Origin of the sequence: Vibrio mytili, assembly GCF_000830505.1 — a bacterium.
In the GTDB taxonomy this organism is placed as follows: domain Bacteria; phylum Pseudomonadota; class Gammaproteobacteria; order Enterobacterales; family Vibrionaceae; genus Vibrio; species Vibrio mytili.
The window spans coordinates 1-15,864 of record NZ_JXOK01000033.1; the positions used below are offsets into that span (position 1 = coordinate 1).

The window sequence follows — 15,864 nt, forward strand, 5'->3', positions numbered from 1 at the left end:
GGCTTTAAATTAGGTCTTCACCTTTAAAAAGGTGAAAGCCAAAACTAAAAATTAGCATCTATATGTAAGACTAAATTTTAGTAACAATTTGTGGAGAGATGGCTGAGTGGTTGAAAGCACCGGTCTTGAAAACCGGCATACGTTAATAGCGTATCTAGGGTTCAAATCCCTATCTCTCCGCCACCATTAAGAAAGCCCGTTGATTTATCAACGGGCTTTTGTCATTTCTGTGTCTCGTCCTGAAATGTGTTTACACATTGAGGACGAATTATGACTACTTCACATAATCTCTACGTTAAACGCACTCAGCGTGATTACACACTAGGCTTTAAATTACAGGTTGTCGATGCTGTTGAAAAAGGCGACATGACGTATAAACAAGCCTAAGCTACCTATGGCATTCAAGGTCGTTCAACGGTTTTAACCTGGCTAAGAAAGTACGGAAAAATGGATTGGACGCAAAATCCAAGGAAGAACGCCATGCATAAAACAACGAAACCAAATGAATCTCTAGCTCAAAAAATTAAGCGACTTGAAAAAGAGTTGGAAGATGAACGATTGAAAAATCTCATGTTTAAATGAAGTCGTTGATATTCTTGATGCTGAGCACGGGACTAGCCTCAGAAAAAAGTATTGTCATCCTGAATATGTGTTGGTGAGCGACATAACCTATGTCCAATCTGATGAAGGAGTGCATTCTCTCTCGTTAGTTACTGACGCCTTTAGTCGGAAGATTATGGGCTATGAGCTTAGCAATGAAATGAAAGCGACGGATGTTGTAAAGGCTTTAGATATGGCGATAAGAACACGTCGGTATGGTTGCTCGTGTATCCATCAAAAGGTAGAAATAAAATAAAAGCCGACAGCATGTGCGGTCGGCTTTTGAATTACTGAATGGTGGTTAAGGTTTAATCGTCATCTTGAACCAGCGTTAACGCTTTACGAGAGACTTCATGCGCTGCTTTGGTTAAGTTCTGCTTCTCGAGTGTGTCTGCTAAGAATGCGTAGTCAGAAACGTCTTTACGAAGCTTTAAAGCCACTTCAAAGTGCTGTTGGGCTTCAGACCATTTTTCTTGGCGGAAGTAATAGTTTGCCAGAGCACTGTGAGCCGCGGCATTTTCTGGCTCTTTCTTAACAACACCTTCCAAGAAGACCACTGCTGGATGTATATCTGGCAGGTTAAGATCAGGTAGCAATTGATAAAGTTCTGGTGTTGGGGTCTTTTTCAATGATTCCTTCAGAATGGTAAACGCTTCCGAGTCTGCTTTTCGTGCAATCAACTCACGAGCAAAACAAGCAATCAAATGGGGTTCCTGTTTCACTTTGCGCGACAATCCATTCCAATGAGCGATCAAACCCTCACTGCCTTGCTTTTGTGCGACATCATGTAACAAACCACATTGGGCTGTTTGTACTAGCTCTGCTTGCTCGTCTTCTGATATCAACTTTGCTTTGTTCAATTGGGGCACTAGATCAAGCAACGGTTGCCACAGCTTAAGTTGAAGATAAGTTGTTTTTAACAGATTGAGTACAATAGAGTTATTGGCGTACTGTCCTTTTAACGACTGCAAGGTGTTAAGGGCGGCTTCGAAGTCGTTATCTCTAACTAACTGTTTTGCGCGCGTAAGCTCGACGGCAAGGTGGGCGTTTTCTTGTTGGCCTGCTAGAGCTAGGTACTGATCCCGCTTCTGTTTGTCACCTTGCCCTTGCGCGGCTTCTGATGCAACCAAATAACACAGGAGAGGCATATCGTGGTGGTTGGCCCAACGTGTTACTTTTTTCTCTGCGCCTTTCCAGTCACCTTCCAGTAGCTTAATGATGCCTTCATTGGTATATCGGCGAGAGCGGCGCATTTTGCGCACACTGAAGTAATTCCAAGTAGCAGAGCTTGTATAAATAACTTTCTTAATTACAAACTCTAATAGGAACAAGGCTGCGAGTGCCGCGATAACGAAGATGACCAGAGTCGTCACACTCATTTCGATGGTTTTATTTGCTATCGAGATGAGTACATAGCCTTGCTGACCTGAAAATTGCGTGCCTACAAATAAGCCCAAACCTAAAACGGCAAATAGGAAAATAAGACGAAACATTACTTATCCTCCGTACCTGTCATTGTCGTTACTTCACGACGTATGCGTACACGAATGACATCAGAGAGCTTTGACTGGCTCTCCAGCTTCGTAGGGTAATCTACCTGGATGTTTTGTTGACTCAGTTGGTTGATGGTTTTATTGAACTCTTTAACCGAATTGTTATCTTGATTAAAGAATGCAAGTGCCCACTTGTCAGCCGTTGTGAGTGCTGTGGTATAAATCTCACCTTGTTCGTCATAAACCGCTTTGATCGCTGTTTCTAGTTTGGCTTTGATGTTCTCTTTGAGATAAAAATGTTGCTGCGGTGAAAGTAGTGGGATGACATTACCATCACGAGTACGGAAGGTGATGAAGTTTTCAGAGAAGTCCTTGAGCGACGTCATCAGATTATCTTGCCAGTTGGCGATGTCTTCAGAAACTTCTTGCTCTGTAACCGCTTGAGCTTCTGGAAGTATGGCATTGGCTAATGGCAGTGTGTCGACCTGCTGCTGTAGAGCGGTTAGACGCAATACCAAACCATCACGATCCACTAAAGGAACGGTTCGCAGTTTTGTGATGTCATTTGCCATTGATTTGCGTAGATTGACCAAACTAGGGTCATTGAGTGCCGCTATGCGTTGGTCTGCTGTTTCCATCAATTGCGTGGCGCTTTCGACATCGTGCTCCAGGAATAACTTACGACCAGCAAGTTTTACTAAATAATCCGCTTCTGCAAGTAGCCAGTCATTCGGGCGGCGACCTTTTATGTCAGCAACGGCAAGTTGGAGACTTTCGATGCTTTTCTGTTGCTGACCTAAAACGACCTCAGCTTTATGGGTGACCGTCGTCGCTTTTGCGATGGTTTCTTCTTTTACTTGATTGAGTTGCTGCTTCATTGAAGTTTGAGCTTGTTCTAGCTGACTTTGAAGCTGGGTAATTTGGGCTTGATATTGGCTTTGCTGCTCATGGAGTTTATAGGCTAAACCGCCGCCAAAAATGACAGAGAGAATAATAGCGGCTGTGCCGAGCTTAACGCCTCGTTTACCTTGTTTCTCTTCAAACGGTTGCTGAACAGGTTCCGCGGGTTTGGTTTTTTCTGACGGCTTTTCGCTGCTTGCTAAAGGAGCGTCATCGTTAGGCTTGTTCGGTTCAGAAGAGGTTGTCTCTGCCGTCGCTTTAGATTCTGCTTTAGACTCAGGTTGCTTCTTAGGCGTCTCTTTATCATCAGCTTGCGATACCGATGAAGTGTCCTCGGTAAGGTTTTTATCGTTATTCTTTTGGTCGTTATTTTTATTTGTCATGCCTATGTCCTGTGTAACTAGGGCTGGAGAGCAGCCAGTAATTCCTGGTTGGATGCGCTTCCTGTGCATCTCACCCGAGTGAACCCCCGTTGAATTGCGAGATCAGCAATGCGCTGACTGGGAACAAACAATTCTTGCTTATTAAGCCAACTCAACTGCTCGGATGTCAATTGGTTGCACAAATAATTCAGTTGCTCACCACTGGTGACGATGACCTGATCAATTTTTTGCGTCTTCCATAGTGAAACACAGCGTAATGGATCGAATGGGATGAATTCTCGCTTATATGTCTCACTATAGTGGACTTTTGCGCCACGTTTAACTAGTGCTTCTTTAATCAACTCTCTTCCTCCATTGCCGCGCAAGATGAGAATATGTTGATGTTCAACATTGCTTAGCTGTGGAAGTCGCAATAAATGTTCACTATCACTGATTCGCGGATAGTGTACTTTCTGTTGAGAGTGTTTGCTTAAATAGTGTGCTGTTTTTTGACCAACGGCAAGGTAAATGGCTTGTTTAGGCCATGATTTCTCATTGTTAATCAGAATTTGCTGTGCACATTGCACCGCATGTCGACTCACAGCAATAATGATCTGAACATCATCAATATGATTCCTCAATGCTGCGTCAGTGAGATCCGCAACAATATCTATTAGAGGGTGGTGGTATGCGGAGATACCGTGTTGTTCAAGCAAAGAACAAAGCGCTAAGCCTTGTTCTCCAGGCCGAGTGACCAACACTGTCATGATTATTCGTGTTCTTCGGCATACAGTTTGGTGAGGATGTCCCGCGCGCCCTTATTTAGCAGTTCATTTGCTAATTTGACGCCTAGCGCTTCGCCATCTTCTCGAGCACCGCGTATTTCACCCCGAACAATATGGCTACCATCAGGCTCACCAACTAACGCGCGTAGCCAAACTTCATCGCCATCCAGCAGGGCATAACTGCCAATAGGTACTTGGCAGCCTCCCTCTAGTGTGAGGTTCATTGCTCGCTCACACAGTACGCGGTCTACTGTATTCTGGTGATTTAATGGTTCAAGAAGTTTTAGGAGCCTATCATCGTCAAGGCGGCATTCAATACCAACTGCTCCTTGCCCAACGGCTGGGAGTGACTGCTCTGGCTCGATAATGCTCTGAATTCGCTCTTCCAGTTTCAGTCTCTTTAAGCCAGCAGCGGCTAGAATAATGGCATCGTATTCACCTGCATCGAGTTTACCGAGGCGTGTTCCTACGTTACCACGCAGTTCTTTAATGATGAGATCTGGGCGATATTCTTTTAGTTGGCATTGGCGGCGTAGGCTACATGTACCGACCACTGCACCTTCAGGTAGTGCGTCAATATCCGAGTAATGGTTCGAAACAAACGCATCGCGAGGATCTTCACGCTCGCAAATAGTTACAAGCCCCAATCCTTCAGGGAAGTCAACAGGAACATCTTTCATCGAATGTACGGCTAAATCTGCGCGACCTTCTAACATTGCGACTTCCAACTCTTTAACGAATAACCCTTTACCACCAACTTTGGCTAAAGGGGTATCTAAAATCACGTCACCTTTGGTCACCATAGTTACTAACTCGACCTCCAACCCTGGATGAGCAGCTTGCAGGGCGTCTTTCACAAAATGGGCTTGCCATAAAGCAAGAGGGCTTTTTCGAGTTGCAATGCGAATAGGTGTTGATTGTGTCATGATCTTCTCAATGCTGTTTGGATTTGAGTTTATCCTACCATTGTCACCAAAAAATTCTTACTGTTAGTTAGTTATCTAGGAATTCGAAGAATGAAATTTCATATCGCATTGAAAATAGTGTGACTAGATTCTCAATTAAGTTAAGGACTATTACTCGTTACTGCGGTTACGGGCGACACTGTCTCGCTATCAAATTTGTGACAAATGTATATTTTTGCCGCAGGTTGATGTAAAAGTGGTAAACTTTACCAAGTACAATAAAAGTGTTAAATTGATCACGTTTTTAGACTGTTTTGGTTTAAAACTTCAGCAGATATTCGTGACTGTTCAACCAAGGAATTACCCTTGCAGGTTTACACCCAAAAAATTATTCAGCGATTAGACAATTTGAACCGGCAGCGTATTGAGCGCGCGCTGGCGCTTATGGACTCGCAAAGCCAGCAAGTTCTTCACTTGATCCCCGCGTTGTTTAACTACAACCACCCCGTTATACCCGGTTACTATGATGCCGACGTACCATTTGGCGTGTCAGGCTTTACACCGAATTCGATCCAGCAACAATTTATTGACGACACTCAACTGACGATTGGTCAGTCGTTAAAAACGGCGCAACAACCTGCAATTCTCGGTTTGTATACCATGGGTAGTACGTCTTCTATCGGTCAAAGTACGTCCAGTGATTTGGATATTTGGGTGTGTGTCTCGCCTGAAATGGGCAGTAACGAACGTGAATCACTGATAAATAAATGTCTGCTGATCACGGATTGGGCGCAAAGCAAAGGTGTAGAAGCGAACTTTTTCTTAATGGATGAAGAACGTTTCAAAACCAATCATTCTGAAGAGATGACAGGTGATAACTGTGGCTCTTCTCAACATCTGCTGCTACTTGATGAGTTTTATCGTTCAGCGGTCCGAATCGCTGGTCAGCGCCTTTTATGGCAAATTGTGCCACCAGAAATGGAAGAGTGTTACGAAGAGTACGTTTCGCAACTTTGTCGCGATGGTCACATTAACTGTGATGAATGGATCGACTTTGGCAAATTGAACCGAATTCCAGCGGAAGAGTATTTTGGCTCGAATTTGTGGCAATTGTACAAGAGTATTGATTCACCTTATAAGTCGGTTCTAAAAGCGATTCTATTAGAAGCTTACTCTTGGGAATACCCTCATACTCAGCTATTAAGTATTGATACAAAGCGTCGTTTTTTTGCTCATGAGCCAGATCTTTATGGTATGGATGCTTATTACTTGATGCTAGAAAAAGTGACTCGCTACCTTGAGCGCATTCAAGACCATACACGCCTAGATTTAGTTCGTCGTTGCTTCTATCTGAAAACGCATGAAAAACTGTCTCGTGAGCCAGATGTCGGTTCTGTGGCTTGGCGTCGTGAAGCTTTGAGCGAGATGATAGAGCAATGGAACTGGGATATCCGTGTGGTTGCTGAACTTGATGATCGTCGAAACTGGAAAGTCGAGCAGGTCAAAGTGGTGCATCATGCATTACTGGATGCGTTGATGCAGAGTTACCGTAATCTAATTCAGTTCGCACGTCGTAACGACATCACTTCGGCTATCAGCCCGCAAGATATCAGTATTCTTGCGCGTAAACTATATGCAGCGTTTGAAGTGTTACCGGGGAAAGTTACTCTACTGAACCCGCAAATTTCTCCGGATTTACATGAACCTGATTTGAGTTTTATCGAAGTGAAAAAAGGGGGCGTGAATAAACCCGGTTGGTATTTGTATAAACAGCCTCTCGAGGCACACCGCATACTTGGTCAACCGTATCTGGATCATCATGAATACCTGAGTAAGCTGGTTTCATGGGCTTTCTTTAACGGTTTAATTACCGAGTCCACTCATTTACATGCTGTGGTACGCGAAGCTGACCTAGACATTGATAAGTTCTATCAAATGGTGAGTGATTTACGTAATACGTTTGCTTTACGTAAGCGTCGTCCATCCATGCAAGCGTTGGCAAATCCTTGTGAAATAAGCCAACTGGCCATGTTCATCAACTTTGAAAGCGATCCTACCTCGGAATTGTCCGGTAGATCGATGAAAGTGGATGTGAAGAATATCGATATTTTTAGTTTTGGGCCTGAACATAAGAACTTAGTCGGCAGCGTCGATTTGGTTTATCGAAACTCATGGCATGAAGTGCGCACATTGCATTTCAAAGGCGAGACAGCAATGCTGGATGCGCTGAAAACCATTTTAGGCAAAATGCACCAAGATGCGGTCCCGCCTGAGTCGGTGGATGTATTTTGTTATGCGAAAAACATGCGTGGTGTGATGCGCAATAAGGTATATCAGCTGCTAGCGGAATGTATTGAGTTACGTTTGAAGCCTGTCGAACAAGAAAAACGCCGACGTTTTAAGGCGATGCGTCTAGGCGATCAAACCTACGGCCTGTTTTTCGAGCGTCGCGGAGTATCAGTGCAGAAATTGGAAAACTCGATCGACTTTTATCGCAGTATCTCAACGAATAAGCTTAAAGGCTCACCATTATTGATGCTGGATCGAGAGCAAGAATACCAAATGCCTGAAGCGGTCGATGGTTTTGCGAGCGAAGGCTTGGTGCAATTTTTTTTCGAAGACAGCGAAAACGGATTTAATATTTATGTGTTGGATGAGTCAAACCAGGTGGAAGTGTATCACCAGTTCAGTGGCTCAAAAGATGAGATGATCTCTTCGGTCAATAGTTTTTACACCTCAGTAAAAGATGACAATGGCGTTGCCTCACAGTTTATCAACTTTAATTTGCCACAGTATTACCAAATCATTCACCCAGAAGAAGGGAGCGCTTACATCATTCCTTATCGTAACGATTGTCCACCTCATCGTCCTCATAAAGCAGTGAATGCGTAACACTGAGAAGAAAAAATAAAAAAGAAGAGCACATTAATTAGTGCTCTTTTTTATTATTGGCGGTTGGGCTGGCCTTATTCCCAATCGATGGTTTCACCAGCGTGTTTTTCACACTCCTGTTTCACCATTTCAAACAGCTCTATCCCTGTTTTTGAACAGATCCATTTATCTTCGATAAGTTTGAAGTGAAAGCCGCCTGATTTTGATGCTAACCAAATCTCATGCATTGGTTCTTGGCGATTGATGATGATTTGGCTGCGGTCTTCAAATTCTAACGTCATTACATTCCCAGACACTTCATAATCAATGTCAGCGCCTGATTCATCGATGGATTCTTCAATGATTTGCATTTGTGTATCCACCAGTTGATGAAATTCAGTATCGTTCATCCGTCTGTCCTATTGCTTTTCCTGAGTGTGGTGCGATTATAGGGGGCATTGAATTAATAATCACGATATGCCAAATGAAAAAATTACTTACTGTGTTGTTTGTGATGGTAGCCGCTACACTCGTTGGGTGTGGGCAGTCCGGTTCACTCTACATTCCAGATGACGCTCAACAAAATGAGCAATCACAATAAATAGCCGCACTTCAAGGTGATACTACGGTTTAGCAGTCGAATAAAATAAGGGAAGCGAATTTTGGATTACTTTAACTATCAGGACGATGGCCAGCTTTGGGCTGAAAATGTCTCACTTCAGACTCTAGCAGAGCAATATGGCACTCCTCTGTATGTTTACTCTCGAGCCACGCTAGAACGTCACTGGAAGGCGTTTGACAATGCTGTGGGCGAACACCCGCACTTAGTGTGTTTTGCGGTGAAGGCGAACTCAAACCTTGGTGTACTTAATGCATTAGCGCGTTTAGGTTCTGGCTTTGATATTGTGTCTGGTGGTGAGCTAGAACGAGTGATCGCCGCTGGTGGCGATGCGAAAAAAATCGTCTTTTCCGGGGTAGGAAAAACACCAACAGAAATGAAACGAGCACTGGAGCTTGGCATTAAGTGCTTTAACGTTGAGTCTGAGCCAGAGTTAGAACGCCTGAATAAAGTCGCGGGTGAACTTGGTGTAATTGCTCCAATTTCATTGCGTATTAATCCAGATGTGGATGCTCAAACACACCCTTACATCTCAACGGGTTTACGTGATAATAAGTTCGGTATTGCATTTGATAGAGCACCGGAAGTTTACCGGTTTGCGCAAAGTCTACCGAATCTGAATGTGCAAGGTATCGATTGTCACATCGGGTCTCAGTTAACCAGTATCGCTCCGTTCATTGATGCGACAGATCGCTTATTGGCGCTGATTGATGATTTAAAAGCACAAGGCATTCATATTCGCCACATCGATGTCGGTGGTGGTTTGGGTGTGGTGTATCATGATGAGCAACCGCCACAACCATCGGACTATGCCAAAGCGTTATTGGCCCGCCTTGATAATCACAAAGATCTCGAGTTGATTTTTGAACCAGGACGCGCCATTGCAGCAAACGCAGGTATCTTGCTAACGCGTGTTGAATTCCTTAAGCACACTGAGCATAAAAACTTCGCCATCATTGATGCTGCGATGAACGATCTGATGCGTCCTGCACTTTACCAAGCTTGGCAAGAAATTGTGCCAGTCTCGCCACGAGAAGGTGAAGCTCAGAGTTATGATTTGGTTGGTCCTATTTGTGAAACGGGTGACTTCTTGGGTAAAGATCGTGCACTTGTGTTGCAAGAAGGTGATCTACTCGCGGTTCGTTCCGCGGGCGCCTATGGTTTTGTGATGTCTTCGAATTACAATACTCGTACCCGAGCGGCAGAAGTGATGGTCGATGGAGACCAGAGCCATCTCGTTCGCCAGCGTGAAGAGCTGACCAGTTTGTGGCAGCTGGAACAGATTCTACCGGAGTAACACACAACAAATGCATTTCCATTTTTCTAAAATGCACGGTTTGGGTAATGATTTTATGGTCGTAGACTGTATTACCCAGAACATGTTTTTTTCTCAAGATTTGATTCGTCGTTTGGCGGATCGTCACACCGGCGTTGGTTTTGACCAGTTGCTGGTGGTTGAAGCTCCGTATGACCCAGAAACAGACTTCCACTACCGTATTTTTAATGCGGATGGCAGTGAAGTCGAGCAGTGTGGTAACGGCGCTCGTTGCTTTGCACGTTTCGTGAGGCTCAAAGGGCTAACCAACAAATACAGCATCAGTGTGAGCACCAAGAAAGGCAAGATGATCCTCAACATTGAAGAAGATGGTGAAGTCAGAGTCAATATGGGTGTGCCTGAGTTTGAACCCAACAAGATTCCATTCAAAGCTAAGCAGAAAGAGAAAACCTACATCATGCGTACGGGTGACAAAACACTCTTTTGTGGCGCGGTGAGTATGGGTAATCCACATGTTGTGACGGTTGTCGATGATGTCGATACGGCAGAGGTCGATACATTAGGACCGCTGCTTGAATCTCATGAGCGCTTCCCAGAGCGTGTCAATGCCGGCTTTATGCAGGTTGTTGATCGAAACAACATTCGTTTACGAGTGTACGAACGAGGCGCAGGGGAAACACAGGCTTGTGGTAGTGGTGCGTGTGGGGCCGTCGCAGTAGGTATCCTACAAGGACTGCTGGACGAGAATGTCAAAGTGTCATTGCCTGGTGGTGAACTAAAAATCTCCTGGAAGGGGCCGGGTGAGCCACTATTCATGACAGGGCCAACAACGCATGTTTTTGATGGTCAGTTATCGTGCTAATAGACGCAAAAAGGAAATAGTTTGTCTAAAGTACAAGTAGAAGAAGTTATTGAAGTCAATGCTGATGCATTAACCGCTGAAGTCGTCGCTGAGTACCTAAAAGATCATCCAGATTTTTTTGTAGAGCGTTCGGAGTTAGTCGATCGCCTCTCATTCCCTCATGCGGAATTAGGGGCAGTGTCGTTAGTGCATGTCCAAATGAACCGTCAGCGTCAGCGCATCGAAGAGCTTGAAGAAGAGATCACGACGCTGATGTCTCTTGCTGCAAACAACGATCGCACCTTTTATGAGTTTATGGATCTGCAAGGTCAGGTCCTCAAATGTCATGACTTCAAACAGGTTATTCAAGCCATTGAGCAAAAAGCACAGGACTTAGGTCTGCGGGCTTATGTGCGCTTGTTCGATCAATGTGATGCATCGATACAACTCAACCGAGACAGCTATCAACGGTTTGCAGCGACTCATCTCAACGGGAAAGACGCATATTTAGGTCGTTTACGTAACGTTGATCGTGAAGCATTATTTGGGCGGCAAGCGGTCCCAGAAATGGGGTCTTATGTGGTGCTACCATTAGTAAAACAGCAGACCATTGGTGCGCTGATTTTTTCTAGCGAAGACGGTGGCCATTTCCAGCCAGAAATGGATACTTTATTTTTGCGTCATTTATCACTCGTAGTGGCGCATCTTGCTCAAACCTTGGTATGGCAATCTTACGATGACAACAACGCCTGCTCACAGCATTCCACTGCCAAGTAGTTTGCAAAAGCCCCTTGAACGTTTCTATGAGTTTCTTAGAAGCGAAAAAGGGCTAAGCCTGCACACTCAGCGTAATTATAAGCAACAGCTCGAAACCATGGCCCAACATTTAGTTGATATGGGCCTAAAAGATTGGTCTCAGGTAGATGCGGGCTGGGTGCGCCAGTTAGCGGGTAAAGGTATGCGTGAAGGCATGAAAGCCAGCAGCCTTGCGACTCGCTTATCGTCTTTACGTAGCTTTTTCGATTTTCTGATCCTGCGTGGAGAAATGTCGGCCAATCCAGCGAAAGGGGTATCGGCACCTCGTAAAAAGCGTCCATTACCTAAAAACCTTGATGTCGATGAAGTTAATCAACTACTCGAGGTGAATGAGGATGACCCTTAGCTGTGCGTGATCGGGCAATGATGGAGTTAATGTACGGCGCTGGCTTACGCTTAGCCGAGTTAGTCAGCATTGATGTGCGTGATGTTCAATTACGTAGCGGTGAGCTTCGTGTCATTGGTAAAGGTGATAAAGAGCGCAAGGTACCGTTTTCTGGAATGGCAACGGAATGGGTCGGTAAATGGCTCAAATTACGTGGTGGTCTTGCTGATGCTGGTGAATCTGCATTGTTTGTCTCCAAGCTAGGTACACGTATTTCTCATCGCAGTGTACAAAAGCGCATGGCTGAGTGGGGGCAAAAACAGTCGGTTGCGAGCCATATTAGTCCGCATAAATTACGTCACTCATTTGCCACACATATGCTGGAATCGAGTAACAACTTACGAGCGGTACAAGAATTATTGGGTCATGAAAATATTTCGACGACGCAAATATATACTCACTTGGACTTCCAACATTTAGCCCAAGCTTACGATCAAGCGCACCCAAGAGCACGCAAGAAACGCGGAGACTGACACGAAAGATGATATTTTACCGCAGCATTGCGCCGATAAAGGCGATGACGTTTGACCTTGATGATACTTTGTATGATAACGCCCCCATTATTGCGAGGATGGAGCGAGAGCTACTCTCGTGGCTGCAGGTCAGCCATCCTGCAGTTGCACATATGGGAAAAACGGATTGGCTCGCCGTAAAAAGACGTGTAGTGACACAATCTCCAGATTTAAAAAGTGATGTCACACTGTGGCGACTGGTCCAACTAAAGCAAGGCTTTCTTGATGCGGGATATAACTCAAAGCAGGCGCAATTGGCCGCAGAGCAGGGGGTTAACGTTGCACTAGACTGGCGTAATCGGTTTGCAGTTCCTCAACAAAGTCTGGATATACTGATGCAGCTTGGTAACAAAGTCCCATTGGTTGCCATCACCAACGGCAACGTGGATGTGGATAAAATCGGCCTAGCTCCTTATTTTCAGTGTGTACTGAAGGCGGGACCTGATGGTTTGGCGAAACCGGCTGTTGATATGTTTGATAAGGCCCAACGTTTTTTAAACTTACCTGCCGAGAACATTTTACATGTTGGTGATCATTTGCTGACGGATGTCCATGGCGCGAAAAGAGCGGGCTACGCGGCATGTTGGTTAAATGATGTGAATATCAACGTGAATCAGCATCCGAAGACACGCACCTTACCTGATGTTGAAATTCGTTCTTTACAGACCCTGTTGGATCTTTTGTAACGCTTAAGGTTCCACATTCAATAGTTCACTTGGTTCAATAAAGTTTCACGTGAAACCTTATTAAAAGTGCAGCGTGCTGCACTTTTCCTCCCTTATCTACCTTTGAACAAATCCATGTCCGCTTTTCTCTGCATGAAATATCGGTAAGTAACGAGCAAAAAAACTGAGCATCAGCTGCTGATTCTCTTTTTCGCCTAATTGCCCTAATAGTTGTGCAGCCACTTCAAAAGTGCATAGGTTGCCTTGCTGCTGGTTGCGGCGCAGTTGATATTGGGAGTCACCCTGAGCAGAGAGTTCCAACATTGGGATATCTTCTAACCAACGACTTTTGTTGATCATCTTGCGCGCTTCTTGCCAGGTCGCATCCAAAATAATGAACAGTGGTTTTCTCTGTTGGCTCTTACTTTTCTCTGTGACTTGTTCCAGTGTCTGACTTGTTTGATGAGGAAACAGTATGACCGGATATAGGCTAGGGTCGGCGAGCCGAGCTAACAACTCTGCTGGTGGCTGTTTACGATCCCAGAGTGCTTGCTCGACATTCAGTCGGCATTTCTGTAGCAGTTTACCAGTGTTGGTATCACGCTTGAGTTCGTTAGGGTGTAAAAGTAGCATCAAAGCATGCTCACTGTTGAGCTGAGGCAGCAGTGGGCAAATGCACTGATATTGAAAACCGCAGTGAGTGCACAGCGAAGGCATTATAAGCGTACTCCATCACGTACTGGGCTAATCCCGTCAGAGAATAAGCGTACCCCACTTACTTGTTCAGCGGTGGCTGTTGGTGCCATGCTTGGATTGATTGGATAACTGACCCCCGTGTATTCCATCACATGGTTAGCGGACTGTGCTCTACCACCGCTGACATTAAAAATGAGATCACGCCAGCCGTGAGAGAGCTGTTGACCAAGCATGATTGGGCTTTGAACTAAAGTAATTCGGCTATTGAAACGCCAAGCTTGTTCGTAGTTCTCAAAAATCAGTAAGGTACAGCCGCCAGAGCCACACCAGTCTAACTGCACCAGCAATTCTTGTTGACCGTCATCATTTAAGTCGTAAGTCAGCCAGCGGTACTGGTTATTACTCGGATCGGTTTGATTAATGAAAAAGTAATTGCGAACGGCGCTATCGACTTGTGAGTTGAAGTCAGCGCTAGACGGTATATCAGCACTGCCGATCGGCTTGTTCGTTCGTTTGGCAGCAGGTTGCTGCAACCCTGTCTCACGCACGGTAGTTGGATACAGTACCAGTCCGCCATCTGCGATTGGGTAGACGAGATTGCCGACTTTTTCCTGGGTGGCTTTGAGCTGGTTTCCCTCACGGGTAAATAGCCGCTCAGACAGCAAGCGTTGTTGCTGGTGGTGCGTCATCACGACTTGAACTTGCGATGGGTTGAGTTGTTGCCAGTAGCCGCGTTCAACTAAAGGGGGTTGTCCATCGGAGTAACTGTATTTCGTTTCTGCACTGTGATCGGGGCGCAACGTCATTTGCACTTCGAACCCCTGTGATTGCGTCGAGGTGGCCACATAGGTATTAGCCCAGCTCAGAGTGTTGTCAACATTCGCCGTCATCCCACAGCCTTGATATGTTTGGTCATCAAGTTTGAGCGTTGCTTTCCAGCCATACAGTGAGTCACTCATCGTGTCTGAACAGAGGTTTTCTGCCATGGTTAGAGAGCCCTCGTTCAGTTGGTAGGTACGTTGCCGAGGTTGCAGTTGAGCTCCTTGGATCTTGAGCGCTTGGACTGGTTGACCCATTGGTTGAACGTTGAGTGAGTCGTCGATAAAGCTTGCAGACCAAAACGGTTCGTTACCAAATACTCGAGTTGGTTTATTGGCTTGAGAGCACAGATTAGGGTTTTCAGCGCTGAGGAAGTTAATTTGTTCGACGGAAAAGTTAGCGTCAAAATCGGCAGAACTGCCGTCAATGCCTGGCGTGTTGAGGTGGCCAATCATTTCCCCGTACATGGCTTGATAGGGTTGACGACTTAGCGCGATGGCGTGCTGGGCTTGTTGCTGCGTTAACTGCAACCAGTACTGTTTATCGCTGCCACATGGCATGATGTATTGGCTTTTGGGGCCAACGATCACTTTGCCGCGGAGCATAAATGACTGAGGTTGAATTGTGTCTGGCTTGTCCAGTGAAGCGGTTGGCGCGGTGAGTTTGTCGTCACCCGATTGCGGTGGTTGACTGCTACATGCTTGCAGAACCAGCAGAGTCGCGAGTGCCACTGGGTTTTTTAAAGCCTTCATGTTATATCTTCCTCATTAATACTTTATTGGCATCGGAAGGCATTATGGCATATTGGTTATTTAAAACTGAACCCGATACCTTTTCTATTGATACATTGAGAATACAAAACGTGTCATGTTGGGAGGGAGTTCGTAATTATCAGGCACGCAATATGATGCGTGATCAGGTAAAAGTGGGGGATTTGGTGCTGATTTATCACTCTTCCTGCAAACAGGTCGGTGTCGCCGGGATAGCAAAAGTGATTAAGGAAGCGTACCCAGATCATTTTCAGTTTGACCCAGAAAGTGATTACTATGATCCCAAGTCAGACCCTGACAACCCGCGATGGGTCATGGTGGATGTCGAGTTTGTGCGTAAAACCGAGCGTGTGATTCCCTTGTCAGTAATGAAATCGATGCCAGAACTGGAGCGATGCCATTGGTGAAACGCGGAAATCGCTTATCCATTATGCCCGTAGCGGAGCAAGAGTGGGACGCGATTCTTGACAAAGAAAAACTGCCGAGTCAGCGTACAAATAGATAGCAGCTCAAATAGAGAGAAACAAGGGCTGCATAATAGCAGCCCTT

At 45.3% G+C, this 15,864-nt stretch carries 13 protein-coding genes, 1 tRNA gene and 3 pseudogenes; 10 read left to right on the forward strand and 7 right to left on the reverse strand.

Annotated features, from left to right (window positions below; translation table 11 throughout):
• Positions 1 to 92 precede the first annotated feature (92 nt).
• Positions 93 to 183, forward strand: a tRNA-Ser gene (locus SU60_RS09130).
• A gap of 87 nt (positions 184 to 270) precedes the next feature.
• Positions 271 to 835, forward strand: a pseudogene (locus SU60_RS09135) (DDE-type integrase/transposase/recombinase); the annotation flags it as partial.
• Positions 836 to 908: 73 nt separating this feature from the next.
• Here the strand turns inward: SU60_RS09135 and SU60_RS09140 are convergent.
• From SU60_RS09140 to hemC, 4 genes are read right to left on the reverse strand one after another with little or no spacing between them, the layout of a single operon-like run.
• Positions 909 to 2,093, reverse strand: a complete 1,185-nt coding sequence (locus SU60_RS09140; protein WP_041155260.1) for a heme biosynthesis protein HemY — start codon at positions 2,091 to 2,093, stop codon at positions 909 to 911.
• Entirely contained in the window at positions 2,093 to 3,376 is a 1,284-nt protein-coding gene (locus SU60_RS09145) for a uroporphyrinogen-III C-methyltransferase (protein WP_041155261.1), read from the reverse strand. Before SU60_RS09145 ends, SU60_RS09140 begins: the two co-directional genes overlap by 1 nt.
• A 17-nt stretch (positions 3,377 to 3,393) precedes the next feature.
• Positions 3,394 to 4,122, reverse strand: a complete 729-nt coding sequence (locus SU60_RS09150) for a uroporphyrinogen-III synthase (protein ID WP_041155262.1) — start codon at positions 4,120 to 4,122, stop codon at positions 3,394 to 3,396.
• Positions 4,123 to 4,124: 2 nt separating this feature from the next.
• Complete coding sequence (gene hemC, locus SU60_RS09155; RefSeq protein WP_041155263.1) at positions 4,125 to 5,066, reverse strand: hydroxymethylbilane synthase; 942 nt, start codon at positions 5,064 to 5,066, stop codon at positions 4,125 to 4,127.
• Positions 5,067 to 5,411: 345 nt separating this feature from the next.
• On the opposite strand from hemC, the gene SU60_RS09160 reads away from it, so the two are divergent.
• Positions 5,412 to 7,937, forward strand: coding sequence for a class I adenylate cyclase (locus SU60_RS09160; protein ID WP_041155264.1), 2,526 nt, complete (start codon positions 5,412 to 5,414; stop codon positions 7,935 to 7,937).
• 74 nt (positions 7,938 to 8,011) lie between these two features.
• Here SU60_RS09160 and cyaY read toward each other — a convergent pair whose 3' ends face one another.
• The gene (gene cyaY, locus SU60_RS09165) at positions 8,012 to 8,326 is read right to left on the reverse strand and encodes an iron donor protein CyaY (protein ID WP_041155265.1); all 315 of its coding nucleotides are present in this window, start codon (positions 8,324 to 8,326) and stop codon (positions 8,012 to 8,014) included.
• A gap of 74 nt (positions 8,327 to 8,400) precedes the next feature.
• Here cyaY and lptM point away from each other — a divergent pair, with 74 nt between their 5' ends.
• The 6 genes and pseudogenes from lptM to yigB all read left to right on the forward strand — a co-directional run bounded on the left by lptM (position 8,401) and on the right by yigB (position 13,051).
• On the forward strand, positions 8,401 to 8,517 hold the full coding sequence (gene lptM / locus SU60_RS22905) for an LPS translocon maturation chaperone LptM (RefSeq protein WP_128814650.1): 117 nt from the start codon (positions 8,401 to 8,403) through the stop codon (positions 8,515 to 8,517).
• A 61-nt stretch (positions 8,518 to 8,578) separates the two neighbouring features.
• The gene (gene lysA, locus SU60_RS09170) at positions 8,579 to 9,832 is read left to right on the forward strand and encodes a diaminopimelate decarboxylase (protein ID WP_041155266.1); all 1,254 of its coding nucleotides are present in this window, start codon (positions 8,579 to 8,581) and stop codon (positions 9,830 to 9,832) included.
• A 10-nt stretch (positions 9,833 to 9,842) separates the two neighbouring features.
• Positions 9,843 to 10,673, forward strand: coding sequence for a diaminopimelate epimerase (gene dapF / locus SU60_RS09175; RefSeq protein ID WP_041155267.1), 831 nt, complete (start codon positions 9,843 to 9,845; stop codon positions 10,671 to 10,673).
• Positions 10,674 to 10,694: 21 nt separating this feature from the next.
• A complete protein-coding gene (locus SU60_RS09180; protein WP_128814651.1) occupies positions 10,695 to 11,429 on the forward strand; it encodes a DUF484 family protein in 735 nt (244 codons plus the stop codon).
• Positions 11,389 to 12,326, forward strand: a pseudogene (gene xerC, locus SU60_RS09185) (tyrosine recombinase XerC). Before SU60_RS09180 ends, xerC begins: the two are co-directional and overlap by 41 nt.
• A gap of 8 nt (positions 12,327 to 12,334) precedes the next feature.
• Positions 12,335 to 13,051, forward strand: coding sequence for a 5-amino-6-(5-phospho-D-ribitylamino)uracil phosphatase YigB (gene yigB, locus SU60_RS09190; RefSeq protein WP_041155268.1), 717 nt, complete (start codon positions 12,335 to 12,337; stop codon positions 13,049 to 13,051).
• A gap of 96 nt (positions 13,052 to 13,147) precedes the next feature.
• Here the strand turns inward: yigB and SU60_RS09195 are convergent, their stop codons facing one another.
• Complete coding sequence (locus SU60_RS09195; protein ID WP_041155269.1) at positions 13,148 to 13,747, reverse strand: tRNA-uridine aminocarboxypropyltransferase; 600 nt, start codon at positions 13,745 to 13,747, stop codon at positions 13,148 to 13,150.
• A complete protein-coding gene (locus SU60_RS09200) occupies positions 13,747 to 15,297 on the reverse strand; it encodes a COG3650 family protein (protein ID WP_041155270.1) in 1,551 nt (516 codons plus the stop codon). The genes SU60_RS09195 and SU60_RS09200 overlap by 1 nt, the downstream gene beginning before the upstream one ends.
• Before the next feature lie 44 nt (positions 15,298 to 15,341).
• Between SU60_RS09200 and SU60_RS09205 the strand changes: the two are divergent.
• Positions 15,342 to 15,820 (forward strand): annotated as a pseudogene (locus SU60_RS09205) (EVE domain-containing protein).
• The last annotated feature ends 44 nt before the right edge of the window (positions 15,821 to 15,864 follow it).